16 protein-coding genes are annotated in these 16203 nt (G+C 52.2%); 7 read left to right on the top strand and 9 right to left on the bottom strand.

Annotated elements, in window-relative coordinates; all coding sequences use genetic code 11:
• Positions 1-67 precede the first annotated feature (67 nt).
• Together KNP72_RS10755 and KNP72_RS10750 are read left to right on the top strand one after the other, a co-directional pair.
• Positions 68-769: a lysophospholipid acyltransferase family protein gene (locus tag KNP72_RS10755; RefSeq protein WP_021067795.1), complete on the top strand. Its 702-nt coding sequence runs from the start codon at positions 68-70 to the stop codon at positions 767-769.
• Positions 766-2658 carry an ABC-F family ATP-binding cassette domain-containing protein gene (locus tag KNP72_RS10750; RefSeq protein ID WP_214833230.1) on the top strand — a complete coding sequence of 631 codons (1893 nt, stop codon included), beginning with the start codon at positions 766-768 and terminating at the stop codon, positions 2656-2658. Before KNP72_RS10755 ends, KNP72_RS10750 begins: the two co-directional genes overlap by 4 nt.
• 9 nt (positions 2659-2667) lie before the next feature.
• Here KNP72_RS10750 and KNP72_RS10745 read toward each other — a convergent pair whose 3' ends face one another.
• The 6 genes from KNP72_RS10745 to KNP72_RS10720 all read right to left on the bottom strand — a co-directional run bounded on the left by KNP72_RS10745 (position 2668) and on the right by KNP72_RS10720 (position 6718).
• Positions 2668-3213, bottom strand: a complete 546-nt coding sequence (locus tag KNP72_RS10745; protein ID WP_214719872.1) for a GNAT family N-acetyltransferase — start codon at positions 3211-3213, stop codon at positions 2668-2670.
• 5 nt (positions 3214-3218) lie between these two features.
• Positions 3219-3854, bottom strand: coding sequence for a response regulator (locus tag KNP72_RS10740; RefSeq protein ID WP_214719871.1), 636 nt, complete (start codon positions 3852-3854; stop codon positions 3219-3221).
• Positions 3851-4879 carry a sensor histidine kinase gene (locus tag KNP72_RS10735; RefSeq protein WP_021067799.1) on the bottom strand — a complete coding sequence of 343 codons (1029 nt, stop codon included), beginning with the start codon at positions 4877-4879 and terminating at the stop codon, positions 3851-3853. Before KNP72_RS10735 ends, KNP72_RS10740 begins: the two co-directional genes overlap by 4 nt.
• A complete protein-coding gene (gene liaF / locus KNP72_RS10730; protein ID WP_021067800.1) occupies positions 4876-5568 on the bottom strand; it encodes a cell wall-active antibiotics response protein LiaF in 693 nt (230 codons plus the stop codon). The genes KNP72_RS10735 and liaF overlap by 4 nt, the downstream gene beginning before the upstream one ends.
• Before the next feature lie 87 nt (positions 5569-5655).
• Positions 5656-6312 carry a PspA/IM30 family protein gene (locus tag KNP72_RS10725; protein WP_021067801.1) on the bottom strand — a complete coding sequence of 219 codons (657 nt, stop codon included), beginning with the start codon at positions 6310-6312 and terminating at the stop codon, positions 5656-5658.
• A gap of 22 nt (positions 6313-6334) precedes the next feature.
• Positions 6335-6718 carry a lmo0954 family membrane protein gene (locus tag KNP72_RS10720; RefSeq protein WP_214719870.1) on the bottom strand — a complete coding sequence of 128 codons (384 nt, stop codon included), beginning with the start codon at positions 6716-6718 and terminating at the stop codon, positions 6335-6337.
• Between the two features lie 244 nt (positions 6719-6962).
• Here KNP72_RS10720 and rsgA point away from each other — a divergent pair, with 244 nt between their 5' ends.
• Both rsgA and KNP72_RS10710 read left to right on the top strand, forming a co-directional pair.
• Positions 6963-7937 carry a ribosome small subunit-dependent GTPase A gene (rsgA, locus tag KNP72_RS10715; protein WP_214719869.1) on the top strand — a complete coding sequence of 325 codons (975 nt, stop codon included), beginning with the start codon at positions 6963-6965 and terminating at the stop codon, positions 7935-7937.
• 208 nt (positions 7938-8145) lie between these two features.
• Positions 8146-9372 carry an NAD(P)-dependent malic enzyme gene (locus KNP72_RS10710; RefSeq protein WP_214719868.1) on the top strand — a complete coding sequence of 409 codons (1227 nt, stop codon included), beginning with the start codon at positions 8146-8148 and terminating at the stop codon, positions 9370-9372.
• A 39-nt stretch (positions 9373-9411) separates the two neighbouring features.
• On the opposite strand, the gene pflA is transcribed toward KNP72_RS10710, so the two are convergent.
• Complete coding sequence (gene pflA / locus KNP72_RS10705; RefSeq protein WP_021067805.1) at positions 9412-10128, bottom strand: pyruvate formate-lyase-activating protein; 717 nt, start codon at positions 10126-10128, stop codon at positions 9412-9414.
• Positions 10129-10184: 56 nt separating this feature from the next.
• Positions 10185-12431, bottom strand: coding sequence for a formate C-acetyltransferase (pflB, locus tag KNP72_RS10700; RefSeq protein ID WP_214833229.1), 2247 nt, complete (start codon positions 12429-12431; stop codon positions 10185-10187).
• Between the two features lie 360 nt (positions 12432-12791).
• Between pflB and KNP72_RS10695 the strand changes: the two genes are divergently transcribed.
• From KNP72_RS10695 to KNP72_RS10685, 3 genes are read left to right on the top strand one after another with little or no spacing between them, the layout of a single operon-like run.
• On the top strand, positions 12792-13214 hold the full coding sequence (locus KNP72_RS10695; protein WP_214719866.1) for a hypothetical protein: 423 nt from the start codon (positions 12792-12794) through the stop codon (positions 13212-13214).
• A 54-nt stretch (positions 13215-13268) separates the two neighbouring features.
• Positions 13269-14435, top strand: coding sequence for a DEAD/DEAH box helicase (locus KNP72_RS10690; protein WP_021067808.1), 1167 nt, complete (start codon positions 13269-13271; stop codon positions 14433-14435).
• Positions 14432-15073, top strand: coding sequence for a hypothetical protein (locus KNP72_RS10685; protein ID WP_214719865.1), 642 nt, complete (start codon positions 14432-14434; stop codon positions 15071-15073). Before KNP72_RS10690 ends, KNP72_RS10685 begins: the two co-directional genes overlap by 4 nt.
• Before the next feature lie 29 nt (positions 15074-15102).
• Here KNP72_RS10685 and KNP72_RS10680 read toward each other — a convergent pair whose 3' ends face one another.
• On the bottom strand, positions 15103-16203 hold the full coding sequence (locus KNP72_RS10680; protein ID WP_214833228.1) for a hypothetical protein: 1101 nt from the start codon (positions 16201-16203) through the stop codon (positions 15103-15105).

Genomic DNA, 16203 nt, shown 5'->3' with positions numbered 1-16203 from the left:
GCTTAGAGAAGAAGACTCTTTCTTCGTGTCCAAACCAACAGTTGTACGATTGAAAGGAGAATGACTCATGATCCGCACCGCCATCTGGTTTATCACCTTTTTTGCCGTCTTACCGCTGACGCTTCCGTTCTATCCGAAAGCGAAACGGCTGACGCCGCCCGAACGTTACGCATACGTTCAAACCGTCGCCTATACATGGGCAAGCTTTCTACTCCGGATTGCCGGCGCTCGCGTCCGCGTTCACGGGCAAGAGAACATTCCGAATGAACCGGTCGTCTACGTCGCGAACCACCAAGGGAACTTTGATGTCCCGATCATGATCACGGCGACGAAACATCCGAAAGCGTTCATCTCAAAAATCGAAGTTCAAAAGTTCCCAATCATCCCACGTTGGATGGAACTGATGGGTTGTATCTTCATCGACCGCAGCGACCGCCGCCAGTCGATTAAAGCGATCCGCTCCGGCGTTGAGACGATTCAATCCGGCCAATCGATTATCGTCTTCCCGGAAGGCACTCGTTCGAAAGGCGGGCCGATTAAAGAGTTTAAAGCCGGCAGTTTGACGCTCGCCACATCAAGTGGCGCCAAGATTGTCCCGGTTGCCATTAAAGGCAGCCATCATTTGCTCGAGACGAAAAACCGCATCACCCCTGGGACGGTCGACGTCACCTTTTTACCGGTCATCGATCCTGCCGACGTCCCGAACAAAGAAATCGCCGCGCTTGCGGAGACGATGATTCGCCGCGTTGTTGAAGGAGAAGAGTCATGAGCTTATTAACGATTGAAGGTATCCATAAAGAATTTGCAGATAAAGTGTTATTCGATGACGTCACGATGACGATTCATCCAGGCAATCGCATCGGTGTGATTGGAGTCAACGGCTCTGGAAAATCGACGTTTTTAAAAATCGTCGCTGGCGTCGAGACGGCAGACCGCGGTTCGATGCAACACCCGAACGACTATCGGATTCGCTATTTGACGCAAACGGTCGATTTCGACTCGGGTCAAACAATTTTGGACGCCTTGTTCACAAGTGACACCCCATCCGTTCAAGCGTTGAAGCAATATGAACTGGCCCGCCAAGCACTCGAGGCGAACCCGACAAGTGAACAGTGGTTGGAACGCTTTATGAAAGCCCAACAAGCGGTTGATGCCGCCGATGCATGGGAGACCGAAGCCAAGTTGAAATCGATTTTGAACCGGCTCGGCCTTCCGGATGTGACGGCAGAAATCAGCTCACTCTCCGGGGGACAACAAAAACGGGTCGCCTTGGCCGCCGCCTTACTCGACGAAGCCGACCTGTTATTACTCGATGAGCCGACGAACGAACTCGACGCCGATACGATTGCTTGGCTCGAGACGGTCCTGGCCGATTATCGAGGTGCCATCTTACTCATCACCCACGATCGCTATTTCTTGAATCGGGTCACGAACCACATTCTTGAAATCGCCGACGGGACGAGTTATTTTTATGACGGCAACTATGAACTCTTCCTCGAGAAACGGGCCGAGCGTAAGGCCCGGTCGCATTCGATGGAGCAGAAGCGCCAAAACATTTTGCGCCGCGAGCTCGCTTGGTTGCGCCGCGGCGCCAAAGCCCGGACGACGAAACAGAAGGCGCGCATCCAACGCGTCGAAGAGTTGAAACATCAAGAGACACTCGCCGAGGATGAGGCGCTCGAAGTGTCTGTCGGGTCACGTCGTCTCGGGAAGAAAGTGATTGAAGTGGAGAACTTATCATTCGGCTACGACGACAAGTTGCTCATCCAAGACTTCACGTGGTTGTTCGGACGACGTGAGCGATACGGCATTGTCGGACCAAACGGTAGCGGGAAATCGACGCTCATGAACTTGCTCGCCCATCGCCTTCAACCGACGCAAGGGACGGTCGTCCATGGCGAGACGGTCCATCTCGGGTATTACGGGCAACAAGTCGAGTTTGAGGACACATCGCGCCGCGTCATTGACGAGATTGAACGGATTGCCCAAGTCATCTATACACCGGACGGCGAGACGATCACGGCCAGTCAGATGCTCGAACGGTTCCTGTTCACCCCGGACGCGCAATACAAACCGATTGCCAAACTATCCGGTGGCGAGAAACGTCGCCTCGTCTTGCTCCGGATTTTAATGGACGAGCCGAACGTACTGTTTTTGGATGAACCGACGAACGATCTAGATACGGAGACGCTGTCTGTTCTTGAAGACTATTTGGAGTCGTTCCCAGGTACGGTCATCGCCGTCAGTCACGATCGCTATTTCTTAGATCGGATTGCTGAGCAGCTCATCGCCTTTGAAGATGGGACGATAAACGTCTATCACGCCGAGTACAGTGATTATTTGGCCACACTCCAAGAACAGACGAAGCAACAAGTGAAGAAAGAATCGAAAGAGAAGAAAGAGCGCGTCAAAGTCGACGTCGTCAAATTCACTTTCAAAGAGCAGAAGGAATGGGAGACGATTGAGGAAGATATCGCTTCTCTCGAGTCCGAGATTGAAGCAGCGGAGGCTCGGCTCGCTATAGCCGGAAGCGACCTCGGCAAAGTGAATGAACTGTACGCCGATATTGCCGCGTTGAAAGAAGCACTCGATGCGAAGATGGAGCGTTGGGAATATTTATCGGAGATTGATGAACAAATTCAAGCACAGAAGAAATAAAAACAAGGATCACGCGTCGGCGTGATCCTTGTTTGTCGTATAACCATATACATGCACATCGTGCGCGCGTTCGCCTTGTCGCACATAGTGACGGAGCGTCCCTTCCCGCGAGAATCCGTTCTTTTCAAGCATTTGTTGCGACGCGACGTTCTCGGTGAAGACGATGGCCCCGACCCGTTCGATTTCGCCTGTCTGCCCGGCATAGCTTAACGCAGCGTGGAGCGCTTCGGTCGCATATCCGTGACGCCAATAGTTAGGGTGAATTTCGTAACCGACTTCGGCACGTCGATGCCGCGGCGCTCGGTTATGGAATCCAATCGTCCCAATCAAGTTGGACGACTCTTTCGTCACGATGCCCCAACGCATCACCGCACCGGATTCAATCCCTTCGAGCATCCCAGTAAGCATTTGTTCCGTCTCGGAAAGCGATGCATGAGGCTCCATTCCGTAGTAGCGCAAGACGTTTGGGTCTGAAAAGATGGTGAACAGCCGCTCGCTGTCTTTCAAATCGATCTGTCTTAACCGGAGTCGTTCCGTTTCAATCGTTGGAAGCATCCCGTTCACCCTTTACTGACGATATTATGTTGAAATGCATAGACGACAGCTTGCGTCCGGTCATAGACGTCGAGCTTCGTCAAAATGTTGGAGACGTGCGTCTTTACCGTCTTCAACGAGATGTATAGTTCATCGGCGATGACTTGGTTCGACTTTCCTTCTGCCATCAACTGCAAAATCTCACGTTCCCGGGCCGTCAGACTCTCGTGCAACGTCTTTTCCGGATGACGGAGCCGCTCGAGCATCTTGCCCGTCACTTGGGCGGCCATGACGGGATTGCCCGCTGCCGTTTGACGAATCGCATCAGCGATCTCATTGGCGTTTGCCGTTTTTAAGACGTAACTCATCGCCCCGGCCTCGATGACGGGATACACTTTCTCATCATCTAAGAAGCTCGTCACGACCAAGATTTTAGCGTCTTTCCAACTCGACTTGATCCGTTTTGTCGACTCGACCCCATCGACAGGTTCCATTACTAAATCCATCAAGACCACATCCGGCTTTTCTTGGATCGCGAGTTCCGCTCCAGTCGCGCCGTCCGATGCCTCTCCGACGACTTCGATGTCAGGCTGCGTCGACAAGAACGCCGAGACACCGGCCCGCACCATCTCATGGTCATCAATCAATACGACTCGAATCATTGTAACCCCTCCACTTGTTGTTTCACACGCACTTCAATCTGAGTACCGACGCCGGGCACACTGACGAGTCGTAACGTCCCGCCGACCTCAGCCGTCCTCTCTCTTATCGATTGTAAGCCATATGAGGCGACTTGTGTATCATCGACATTAAAGCCGATGCCATCGTCGTTTATTTTTAAGATGACCGTTTGTTGTACGGTCCGCATTTCAATTTCGAGTCGCTTCGCTTTCGCATGTCGAAGCGTATTGCTGATCGCTTCTTGAACGATACGGAACAGTTCATTTTCGGTGTGACGCGACAACTCGACTTCTTCGAGACGCCAGATGAGTTCGGTCGACTGTTTGCGCGACAGCTCTTCTAACAGTCGCTCGATGCCCGTCTTGAGCGTCATCCCTTCAAGCTCGACCGGACGAAGTTGCAATAAGAGCGAGCGCATTTCGGCCTGAGCCGTTTGCGCCATCACTTCGACTTGTTCGATTTGTTTGGCAGCCACGTCCGGCTTCGCCTCGATCGTCTGCTTGGCTGCCGTCGTCATCATCGAAATGGCGTACAGTTGCTGGCTGACCGAATCATGTAACTCTCGGGCGACACGGCGCCGCTCCTCAACGACGGCTTCACTGCGCGCTTCCTCGACACTGACAGGCCGGTCACCGACCCGTTTCGCCATCTCGACCATTTCTGCGCGCTGTTTCGAGATGCGTGCAATCCGTTCGAGTGTGTCGCGATAAGGCGACAGCGGACGGAACGTGATTTCTTTTTGATTCTCGAGCTTCCATAAGGCAATCGCCACTTCCCGGAAGTCACGGCGCAAATAAAAGTACGAACCGACCCCGAACACGCTGCCGATCAAGACGGCGATGACGAGGATAGACACACCGAAAGGCAACCCTTCTTCACGTGTGAACAAATCTCGGAGTGAAGTCGAGTCACCTATTAAAAATGCAATCGTGACGAACAGTGCCGTCAAGAGGCTGCTGAACAATTGATGCCAGACGACGGTCCGTGGATACGAATCCTTCTTCATACGGTCATCACCTCGACACTTCCGCTCATGAGCACGATATGAATCCGGACTTTTCGTGTCGCCGATGCGTAATCGTCCGATGCCGTATAGAAGCGACGGTTGAACACAGGCGAATAATTCGATTCGTCGACTTGAATCTTACCGAACCCGATTGAGGCGTCAATCGAGTAGTCGTAACCGGCCGGAATGAGAATCCGGATGTCTCCAGCGAGTCCATTCAATAGTAAGAACGTCTCTCCTTCCGGGATAATCGCGCGTGACAAGTCGAGTTCGACGTCACGCAACAAGAAAAATTCATTCGTGTCTTGGAGCACGTAGTGACCACTTTCTTTCGTCCCGAACGTAAACGCCTGTTCTTGCCGAATATGTGACTTAAATCGGCTCGATTCGAGCGGACGGTTCTTATACAACCGATAGCCGAACATGAGCAGTAAGCCCGACAACACAAAACCAAATGCCGCCGACGAAAAGATGAGTCCGACGAGCATGATGCCGCCAATCCCGTAAAAGATATAGCTGACCGGCTGATTGCCTTTGCGGCTGAAGCGCCGTCCGATATAAAGCAACAATAACGGGACGACCATGCTGAAGAGGACGCTGTTTCCACCCGTCACGATATCGATAAATAGTCCAATGGCAAACAAAATAATCATGAATCCGATGATTTGGCGTGTGTTCCAACGTTCCACGTTGCTTCCCCCTCTCTGACAGTATGTACAATGAAGCAAAGAAGCGATGGCCCAACTCATTCGCCGGACCATCGCTGAACCGTTGCGTCAGTCTTGTTTGAAACGACGCTCAAGTTCTTTTAGTTTTGCTTCGAAATCATCTTCATCCGCTGCATCGATTTTCTCTTCAGCGGCCGGTTCTTGCTTCTTCTCTTCTTCCGTGAACGGATGAGTCTTCGACGTCTCCGCTCCGAAGATTTGATCGAGCGCACCTTTCAATAAATCCAGGTTTTCTCGCATCGCGAACTCATAGCGTTTGTTTTGCATCTCATCGAGTTTCAGTCGCATCTCGAGGGCACGGCGCTCGAGGGCGTCGAGTTCACGCGCTCCTTCGTCGAGCAACCCTTCAAAGTAACGATACTGCTCACCGTAATGCTTCGACTCGAGTGCGGCCCGCTCCGCGAGTTTTTCTTCGCCCGCTTGTTTGGCGAGCTCGGTCTGCTCGTAACGCTTATCCGCCATCAGTTTAGCGTCATCACGTTTTGTCGCCAGCTCATCGAGGAGCGCTTTTTGACGTTCGACGAGACGTTCGACAGACATCGCTTCTTTTTCAGCACCACGGATGTGACGGTTCAACTCGGCCTCCCCGCTTGAACGCGGTGCCGAACGTGGACCCTCTTTATCTTGGAACTTCTTCATCTCTTTCGACAATTCTTTCGTCAACTCGTTAGCTAAATCACGAAACTGGTCAAATGGTGTTTTCATCATAATATCCTCCTTGTGAAGCTTAGCGACGGTTTACAAACTTCTGCCACACTTGATCAAACGATTGAAAGCTGCTCCGGTTCGCACGCGAGCCGTCCGCATTCAAAATCTCGACGTCTTGTTTTTGGTTGGCATACATCATATACCCTTTAAACAATACCCATGCCACCACAATCCCGATTAACGCCCAAATATTCGATAAAATTGTGATGATCCCGATCAAGGCAAGCGCGCCGTAACCGATTTTTGCGCCGACATGTGTCACGGCCATGAATCTGACTCCAGCCCACAGTGCTAAGAGCGCCCCCAAACCGAACATGATCATATTCGGTAAAAAGCCGATTAGAACGAGAACTAAAGAGATCGCGGCCACGATGAACAACACTTGTTTCACCTGGCGATTCATCTATCATCCCTCCTCGTTAAGTACACTCTTATCATAATACGTTATTTTTTATAGCGCGACGAGCGCAAGGCCCGTTTTCCCTCGGTCTGTAGACTGAGATGATAGCGTTCTCAAATCCTGTGCTATACTAGAGGCATCGAACAATGAAAGGATGATGTTTTATGAGTACCGTATTCAACGCAGTATATACCTTGTCAGCTAATCGGAGGGCGACTGTCCTCCATCACTAAGAGGAGGATTCTATTTGAATCAAACAACAATCACAACGGGGCGTGTCACGGCACAGTTCCAACATATGTACACGGTCACGACCGAAAATGCAGCTTACACGTGCAGCGTCACCGGGAAATTTCGACATGAGGCCGAAAGCGAGCGCGACTACCCGGTCATCGGTGACTTCGTCGAGTTCACCGTTCGCGAACACGGTCAAGGCGTAATTCGACGTCTCCTTGAACGGCGTACTGTCCTATCACGGGCAGCCGCCGGCAACGAGACGCGCGAACAGCTGATCTGTGCGAACGTCGACTTCATCTTAATCACGATGGCGTGCGGACACGATTTCAATCTGCGTCGGCTCGAGCGTTACTCGCTCGCCGCGTGGGAAACCGGCGCCACGCCGTTCATCGTCTTGACGAAATCGGACCAAGTCGACAACGCAGATGCACTTGTCGACGAACTTACGTTGACAGTGCCTGGGGTCGACGTCTTCCCTGTCAGTTCAGTCACTGGTGACGGCGTCGAGGCGTTGCGATCCGCACTGCCGAGCGGAAGCACCATCGTGCTCGTCGGCTCATCTGGTGTCGGGAAATCAACGCTGACGAACGCGCTCGCCGGGACGACCGTCGCCGAGACACAGGCCGTCCGCGAGAGCGATGAACGCGGCAAGCATACGACGACGCATCGCGAACTTTTCCGGATTGACGATTTGTTCGTCATCGATACACCCGGGATGCGTGAATTTGGCCTTTGGGACGGTGCCGATCATCTCGACGATACGTTTCGGGATATCGAGGCGCTCGCCGAGACGTGTCGGTTCCGGGACTGTTCGCACGGCAACGAACCGGGTTGTGCCGTCCGAGCCGCCATCACATCCGGAACGCTCGATGCGAAACGCTATCAAAGCTTCGTCAAACTCGAGCGCGAACTCCGCTACGCCGAAAAACGACAAGCGGAAGCGGCTCGTCTCGCCGAGAAGAAGAAACGAAAAACGAAAGCTTAATCTACAAAGGGAGTCACAGAAATATTGTGGCTCCTTTGTCATTTCCCGAAATTTAGCATCAACTCCTATCAGCAATCCGACATTTGTGAACAATCGTTCAGAAATAGTTCGTCCGAATGCAGGTAAAACCCTCGAAAGTAAGCGGTTTCTCCGTTACAATGGACTCGTATTGTCACAGATTAAAATCGCTAATTATAGGGAGAGACTTATGAAAACATTGAACGAACGCGCACTCGAGATGCATGCCTTCCATCACGGAAAATTGGAAACGACACCGAAAGTCGATGTCGACACGAAAGAAGCGCTCAGCCTCGCCTACTCGCCTGGCGTCGCCGAACCGTGCCGTCGCATCGCTGAAGATAAAGAGCTCTCGTATGACTACACACTCCGCGCCAACACGGTCGCCGTCGTCTCGGACGGGAGCGCCGTGCTCGGTCTCGGCAATATCGGTCCAGAAGCCGCACTGCCGGTCATGGAAGGAAAAGCCGTCTTGTTCAAAAGCTTCGCCGGCGTCGATGCGTTTCCCATCTGTCTCGATACGCATAACGTCGATGAAATCGTCCGGACGGTCGAACTGCTCGCACCGACGTTTGGTGCCGTCAACTTAGAAGACATTAAAGCACCCGAGTGCTTTGAAATCGAGGCCCGGTTGAAACAATCGCTCCCGATTCCTGTCTTCCATGACGACCAGCACGGGACGGCCATCGTCGTCTTGGCCGGTCTCGTCAACGCGTTGCGCCTCGTCGATAAAACGATGCCTGAACTCCGTGTCGTCATGAACGGCGCCGGAGCCGCGGGCATCGCCATCGCCAAACTGTTGAAGCGTTTCGGTGTCGAGGACCTCGTCATCTGTGATACGAAAGGCGCGATTTACGAAGGACGCGTCGAGGGGATGAACCCGTTCAAAGATCAAATCGCCAAAGCGACGAATCGGAAGCAACACGAAGGATTGCTCGCCGACGTGCTTCAAGGTGCCGACGTCTTTATCGGTGTCTCGGCGGCCGGGGCCGTCACGGAAGACATGGTCCGCTCGATGGCCGTCGATCCAATCATCTTCGCTCTGGCGAACCCGATTCCGGAGATTACGCCAGACCTCGCGACAAAAGCCGGGGCGCGTGTCGTCGCGACCGGCCGTTCCGATTTCGCCAACCAAGTGAACAACGTCCTCGCCTTCCCAGGTATTTTCCGGGGCGCACTTGACGTTCGCGCCAGCGAAATCAATGAGGAGATGAAGGAAGCGGCCGTCCACGCGATTGCCGATTTATTGACCGAAGAAGATTTGGCGAACGGGGTCGTCATCCCAAGCCCATTCGATGAACGAATCGCACCGGCCGTGGCGGTCGCGGTTGCCAAAGCTGCCGTCGAGACCGGCGTCGCCAAACGTCCGCTCGATGAGGCCGCCATCCGTCAGCACGTCAGTCAAAAACATTTGTAATCCAAAAACTGCGCAGACCATGACGGTCTGCGCAGTTTTTTAAACGGTTCCTTGTAAAATCCCTTCCGCCCATTCGACTTCTTCCGTCGTCGGGGGTTTAATTCCTTTGAGCGGATAGTCGAGACCAAGCGCCTCCCATTTATAGACGCCCATCTCATGGTACGGCAAAATTTCGACTTTCTCGACGTGGTCGAGCTTTTGAATGAACGCTGCCGTGCGGCGGAGCGCTCCTTCATCAAGTGTCCATTCCGGGACGAGGACGTGGCGAATCCACATTTTCGTTCCGCGCTCGGATAAATGTTCAGCGAGCGCGAGCGTGTTGACGTTGCTCCGTCCTGTCAGTTTCTTACACATGTCATCGTCGATATGTTTGATATCAAGCAACACGAGATCCGTATGGTCTAAAATTGCATCCAAGTTAGGGGGACGAAGTGCACCGGACGTGTCGAGTGTCGTATGAAGCCCGTGTTTCTTCGCTTCACGCAAGAGCGCCTCTAAAAACTCTGGCTGCGCGAGCGGGTCGCCCCCAGAAATCGTGATGCCGCCTTTTGACGCTTCCATGAACGGACGATAGCTGAGCGCTTCTTGAATGACGTCCTCGGCCGAACGATGGTTATTCTTTTTGAAATCCCACGTGTCAGCATTGTGGCAATACAAGCAACGAAGCGCACAACCTTGTAAAAAGACGATAAAACGAATTCCCGGGCCGTCAACGGTTCCAAACGATTCGACCGAGTGTACATATCCCATTGTCATCGAAATGACCTCCTAACGAATGAGCGGCCCTCGAGTGAAGGCTGCCAAGCCTTTGTTTACAATGAACCGTGGAACGTCCGGTTGATGACGTCGATTTGTTGTTCGCGCGTCAACTTGATGAAGTTGACCGCATAGCCAGAGACGCGGATGGTGAGCTGTGGATATTCTTCCGGATGCTCCATCGCATCGAGCAACGTTTCACGGTTGAAGACGTTGACGTTCAAGTGATGTCCTTTATGCTCGCCGCCCATATAACCGTCAAGGAGCGCCGCCAAGTTGAGTTCACGGGCCACTTCTTCTTTACCGAGCGCTTTCGGTACGATTGAGAACGTGTATGAAATTCCGTCTTGCGCGTGTTCGAACGGGAGTTTCGCGACTGATGAGAGCGACGCAGCTGCCCCTTTCGTATCGCGGCCATGCATCGGGTTCGCACCTGGTGCGAACGGTTCGCCGGCGCGACGTCCGTCCGGTGTGTTCCCTGTCTTTTTGCCGTAGACGACGTTTGATGTGATCGTCAAGACCGATTGCGTATGGAGCGCGTCGCGGTATGTTTTATGCTTACGCACTTTTTCCATGAACGACTCAACGAGTTCGACGGCGATTGAATCGACACGGTCATCGTTGTTTCCGAATTTAGGGAAGTCGCCTTCTGTCTCGAAGTCGACAGCAATGCCTTGCTCGTTTCGGACCGGTTTCACGGTCGCATATTTGATGGCTGACAGACTATCTGCTGTGACCGAGAGACCGGCGATTCCGCATGCCATCGTCCGTAGGATTTCTGGGTCATGAAGTGCCATCTCGATCCGTTCGTACGCATATTTATCGTGCATGAAGTGGATGACGTTGAGCGTGTTGACGTAGAGCTCGGCGAGCCAATCGAGCGTCCGATCGAAGTCGGCATACACTTTGTCGTACGTGAGCACGTCTTCGGTGTTCATCTCCCAAACCGGTGCGATTTGGTCGCCGCTCTTCTCATCGCGGCCTCCGTTCATGCTGTAAAGGAGTGCTTTTGCCATGTTGGCGCGGGCACCGAAGAACTGCATCTGTTTCCCGATCTTCATCGGTGACACACAGCAGGCGATGCCGTAGTCGTCGCCAAACTCTGGAAGCATGAGGTCGTCGTTCTCATATTGGATCGCAGACGTCTCAATCGACATCTTCGCGCAATATTGTTTAAATCCTTCTGGCAATTTCGTCGACCAAAGCACCGTCAAGTTCGGTTCTGGTGCTGGCCCGAGGTTTGAGAGTGAGTGCAAGAAGCGGAATGAGCTCTTCGTCACGTTCGAGCGACCATCCTCACTCATCCCACCGATTGACTCGGTCACCCACGTTGGGTCACCCGAGAACAATTCGTTGTAGTCAGGCGTGCGCAAGAATTTGACGATTCGGAGCTTCATGATGAAGTGGTCGACGATTTCTTGAACGTCTGACTCGGTCAAACGACCTGCTTCGATATCACGTTCTGCGTAAACATCGAGGAATGTCGAGACACGTCCAAGTGACATCGCGGCGCCGTTCTGTTCTTTGACGGCTGCGAGATATGCAAGGTATACCCATTGGTACGCCTCTTGTGTATTTTCCGCCGGACGGCCGAGGTCAAACCCGTACGCCGCACCGAGTTGTTTCAACTCTTGGAGGGCCCGGAGCTGCTCAGACATTTCTTCCCGTGTCCGAATATCTGACTCTGATAAGAAACCGCCACGGTTCGCCAAGTCTTTTTTACGTTCTGCAATCAAGAAGTCTAACCCGTACAAGGCAACACGACGGTAGTCGCCGATAATCCGTCCCCGGCCGTAAGCGTCAGGAAGACCTGTGATGATCCCTGACTTCCGCGCCGCCCGCATCTCAGGTGTGTACGCATCGAAGACACCTTGGTTATGCGTTTTGCGAATTTCCGAATAAATCTTTGTGATTTCGGGGTTCGGCTCGAAACCGTATGACTCAAGGGCAGCGTCGACCATCCGGATCCCGCCGTTTGGATGAATCGAACGTTTGAACGGCTCGTCCGTTTGAACGCCGACCACTTTCTCCAGCTCTTTGTTTAAGTATCCTGGTCCGTGCGAGACGATTGTCGATGGGTTGTTTTGATCGACTGCCCAAACACCACCGCGTTCGCGCTCTTCTTTCGTCAATTCCATCACTTGTGCCCAAAGACGATTCGTCGCTTCGGTCGGTCCGACGAGGAAACGGTCGTCTCCTGTGTACTCATGTCGGTTCAAACGGATAAACTCACCGACGTTCACTTCATTCGTCCACTGCCCAGGTACAAATCCTGACCAGGCTGATTTAATTTCGGTTGCCATTGTGGGTCACTCCTCATAGTTGAGATAACTGCGTGCTTTCTATAAGTTGAGTGTACGTGAAAACGTGAACATTATGTTTTACATTCTTGTGAAAGTTGTAACAATCTCATGAACGTTGGCGTGAAGCCGTTTTTGTAAGCGCTTTAAATTCTGTTATAACGTATTTCTAATTAACTATGAAACAGATAAATCACGTCACGACGCGATTCAAGTCGATTCTGTATCATCTGAATTCGGATGTGACGATTTGTACAGTTTTTAGTGTGATGTATATCACGACTCAGGGATAGAACTTGAATTTTTGCCTTACATCGGACACAATGAAGGCAGAACATTGTAGAAGAGGAAGGGGTTCTTCCCATGACGTACGAATTATTGACAGCTGATCACGACTTGAAAGCCGGTGACCGCATCTCCCTTAAAGTAGAAGCGAACGGTGAACAACGTGATGGATTTATCACAGAATTTGAAGACGCAGGTTTTTGGATTCGGTTTGACGACGACATCGAAAACGAGGATTTTATCGATTACCGCGATAACTTGCTCGCTGCGCTCATCTCGCGCCCGATTGACGTGGCAGCGACATATCCAGAGCTCGCCTCATACGAACGGTTGACGAAAGAATTGCAGTATCGTGTCTATCAAGGCTTCACCGTTGAAGGCGTTGAGGCGTCGGCTGACCAAATCGATGTGCATATCAAACTCATCGAGGACGGACAGACGTTCACACAGACACTTCGCTCTTCATTCGACCAAGACACGGAACATGTTCGCTATATTTAAAACAGGGAGCACTTATGCTTCCTTTGTTTTTGCCCCACGATAAGGAGAAATGATATGAACTTTACAAAACCATTTATTAACGAAGCCTGGGATCGCCTTGGCTTCACTGAACCAATGCCGGTCCAAGCAGAAGCGTTCCCGCTTCTGTTGGACGGTAAAGACGTCACGATTGAAGCGCCGACAGGTACCGGGAAGACGCTTGCTTATTTGTTACCCGCCATTGAAAAAATCGACGCATCGAACGACCGAATTCAAGTCGTCATCGTCGCGCCGACGCGTGAACTCGTCATGCAGATTCAAACAGTCGCGCAACGATTTACCGAGAAAGGTGATGTCCGCATCGCTTCATTTATTGGCGGTGTCGAATTGAAACGTCAAATCGATCGCTTAAAGAAAAAGCCGCATTTGATCGTCGGGACACCAGGCCGACTCGTCGAACTGATCGACAAGAAAAAATTGAAGCTTCATGAGACGCACACGATCGTCCTCGATGAAGCCGACCAAATCATCGACAGCGGATTGACAGAAGCCGCCGAACGCATCATCAAGCACACGGCGCACGAACATCAAATCGCCCTCGTATCGGCAACGCTCACAGACACGCTTCAAGCATGGGCGGCCCCGTTCTTGAAGGAGCCGGCACACGTGAAAATCGAACGAGCCGTGAGCAGTCAAGTGACGTACGGCTACATGTTGACGACACGCCGCTACAAGCCGGAATTGCTTCGTCGTTTGTCACACGTCAACGGTGTCAAAGCGCTCGCTTTCATCAACAACCGCTCATTCTTGCCACCACTCAGAGGCGAACTCGATAAAATGAAAGTGAACTACCGGATGCTCGACAGTCTAAAAGGGAAACGTGAACGTGTCGAAACGCTTCGCGAATTCCGTAAAGGCGACTATCCGCTCCTCATCACGACAGGTCTCGCGGCCCGTGGTCTCGACATCGAAGAAGTGACGCACGTCGTCCACTTCGATTTGCCAGAATCGATTGACGACTTCATTCACCGCTCGGGCCGGACGGCACGCGGGAATGCGGCCGGGACCGTGCTCTCGCTCGTGACGGATGAAGACTTGACGCACTTGAAATCGTTCGCCCGCCAACTCGGCGTCGAATTGAAAGAACTCGAGATTTATCGTGGCGACGTCATCGAGAAACGGATCGAGGATAAACCGCCGGTCGTGAAGCGTCCTGCGAACAAACGAGGACCGCGCCGATGAAAAAAGAGCGGAAAGTAATTCCATTCCCTTTGCTTGTAGAAGAGTCCGAATTGCTGGCCGAGCTGAAAAAGTTGTATGAGCAAGCCGCGCTCGCGCGCAGCACACATTGGACGAACTATATTCAAGAGATCGCCTCGGAAGGCACCTGGCAGTTGAAAGACGCCGAGCTATTCCGCGACCTGTTCATCGACTGGGCCGTCTTCTTCGAGACGGACGAGGACGGGATGACACCGCACGGCCGCTACTTGGCAGATCAAAAAGCCGACATGTCCCCTGCCTTGTATCACGCGCTCCGTGGCTTGGCGGTCCCGCGTTGCTCGGTGTTTGAAGTGACCGAGGAAGGACTGCGCGACTGGGAGACGAAAGAGACGTATCGCGTCAATCTCCCGGAAAAACGTGAGGTCGGTGACATCATGCTCGGCAAGCTGCTCGATATCCGAGGTAGCTGGCGTTTCGGGTCGGCGTTCCTCGCTCTTCCGGCGAAAATGGCCGGTAACGTATCGGACCTGTATATCGACTTCACCGATGAGGTCGGTCCGGGTGCGTTCCTCGATCAGTTCCCAGAGTTCTGTGCGGAACTAATTGACATGTTGCTCGATTTAGAAGACGGGGTCATCGTCCCGAAACCATCAAAATAACCGAGAGGCGGTCGCCTCTCGGTTATTTGTTATTGTAGATAATATTTCGTGTTGGACACCAACGCTTTCGCCGCATCGTTCGTCGCCTTCACGACAGCGCTCGAGATGGCTTTTCCATCTTGATAGACGTCAATGACGGCCCCTTCTTTCGTCGGGCGAATATGATACAGTTGGTTATCGACATACCAAGTCGTGCCGACCGAACCATCGATGACTTGTCGCGTCGATTGCTTTCCAGTCTTCAAGTCGACAACGAATTCGGTCCCATCTTCCTGCAAGACGATTAATTGATCCTCATAGACGGTTGCGCCCCACATATCCCCTTCAGCTTTTAACTCGACGACACGCTTCTCTTCGGTGTCATAGGCATACACGCCTGGACGTTCCGTATCGTTCGTGTACGTCTGACCATCTTCGGTTATCGTTTCGTATGTCCCAAGACGTACCGGGAGGAAACGATTATCGGCTGCGATGGTCATCCGGTTCTCATCGTAAAACCTGGATGTTCCGACAACACTAGAAATAAAGCCGTCTTCTATTGAGATTTCTTCAAGGGTGATTTCAACCGCCCCTTCATCAAACACGGCGATTTTTGTTGCTGCTTGTCTATCATAACCGTCACGATAAATCAAATGAACACGACCATCTTGAACGGATATGCCGTGCCAGTTCCCTTCCATGACTTCCACTGCACCGCTAACATTTGACGGGAACGTCGTCGTGGCAATGTCGTTGCCTTCGGTTCGGAAAAGAATGATTTCATCGTTTCCTTTTTGTCCGATGCCGACATACTCCTCTTTCGTGCGTAACGATTGGGTGAAACTAAGGTTTGTCATTTGACGATAGAACTTTCGCATCGTAGGATTGACCCGTTCGCGTTGTTTAAGCGCTTCTTCGACGTAATTTAAATGGGTCGTCACTTCACTACCAGACCGGGTGATTTCAAACCGTTCCTGGACCTCCTCCTCGGTTTCATAAAAGGCTTGTATTTTTTGATTTTCCCATACACTTTCATTCGTTTTGACATCGAGCACCCACTCCGCCGTTGATGCTTTCGAATCAATGGCGAACGTACCGAGCCCGATGATGACGACCGCACCGAGCGCGGCCACATTCCACATTCGTTTCAT

The sequence above is a fragment of the Exiguobacterium sp. s152 genome, assembly GCF_018618335.1.
In the GTDB taxonomy this organism is placed as follows: Bacteria; Bacillota; Bacilli; order Exiguobacteriales; family Exiguobacteriaceae; genus Exiguobacterium; species Exiguobacterium chiriqhucha.
Note: the sequence above shows the minus strand (reverse complement) of the source record. Positions and strands in the feature narration are given on the sequence as shown.

Excerpts from the sequence above, each read along its gene's own strand:
- KNP72_RS10755 (WP_021067795.1), top strand. The coding sequence starts at position 68 with ATGATCCGCACCGCCATCTGGTTTATCACCTTTTTTGCCGTCTTACCG.
- KNP72_RS10750 (WP_214833230.1), top strand. The coding sequence starts at position 766 with ATGAGCTTATTAACGATTGAAGGTATCCATAAAGAATTTGCAGATAAA.
- KNP72_RS10745 (WP_214719872.1), bottom strand. The coding sequence starts at position 3,213 with ATGCTTCCAACGATTGAAACGGAACGACTCCGGTTAAGACAGATCGAT.
- KNP72_RS10740 (WP_214719871.1), bottom strand. The coding sequence starts at position 3,854 with ATGATTCGAGTCGTATTGATTGATGACCATGAGATGGTGCGGGCCGGT.
- KNP72_RS10735 (WP_021067799.1), bottom strand. The coding sequence starts at position 4,879 with ATGAAGAAGGATTCGTATCCACGGACCGTCGTCTGGCATCAATTGTTC.
- KNP72_RS10725 (WP_021067801.1), bottom strand. The coding sequence starts at position 6,312 with ATGAAAACACCATTTGACCAGTTTCGTGATTTAGCTAACGAGTTGACG.
- KNP72_RS10720 (WP_214719870.1), bottom strand. The coding sequence starts at position 6,718 with ATGAATCGCCAGGTGAAACAAGTGTTGTTCATCGTGGCCGCGATCTCT.
- KNP72_RS10710 (WP_214719868.1), top strand. The coding sequence starts at position 8,146 with ATGAAAACATTGAACGAACGCGCACTCGAGATGCATGCCTTCCATCAC.
- pflA (WP_021067805.1), bottom strand. The coding sequence starts at position 10,128 with ATGACAATGGGATATGTACACTCGGTCGAATCGTTTGGAACCGTTGAC.
- pflB (WP_214833229.1), bottom strand. The coding sequence starts at position 12,431 with ATGGCAACCGAAATTAAATCAGCCTGGTCAGGATTTGTACCTGGGCAG.
- KNP72_RS10695 (WP_214719866.1), top strand. The coding sequence starts at position 12,792 with ATGACGTACGAATTATTGACAGCTGATCACGACTTGAAAGCCGGTGAC.
- KNP72_RS10690 (WP_021067808.1), top strand. The coding sequence starts at position 13,269 with ATGAACTTTACAAAACCATTTATTAACGAAGCCTGGGATCGCCTTGGC.
- KNP72_RS10685 (WP_214719865.1), top strand. The coding sequence starts at position 14,432 with ATGAAAAAAGAGCGGAAAGTAATTCCATTCCCTTTGCTTGTAGAAGAG.
- KNP72_RS10680 (WP_214833228.1), bottom strand. The coding sequence starts at position 16,203 with ATGAAACGAATGTGGAATGTGGCCGCGCTCGGTGCGGTCGTCATCATC.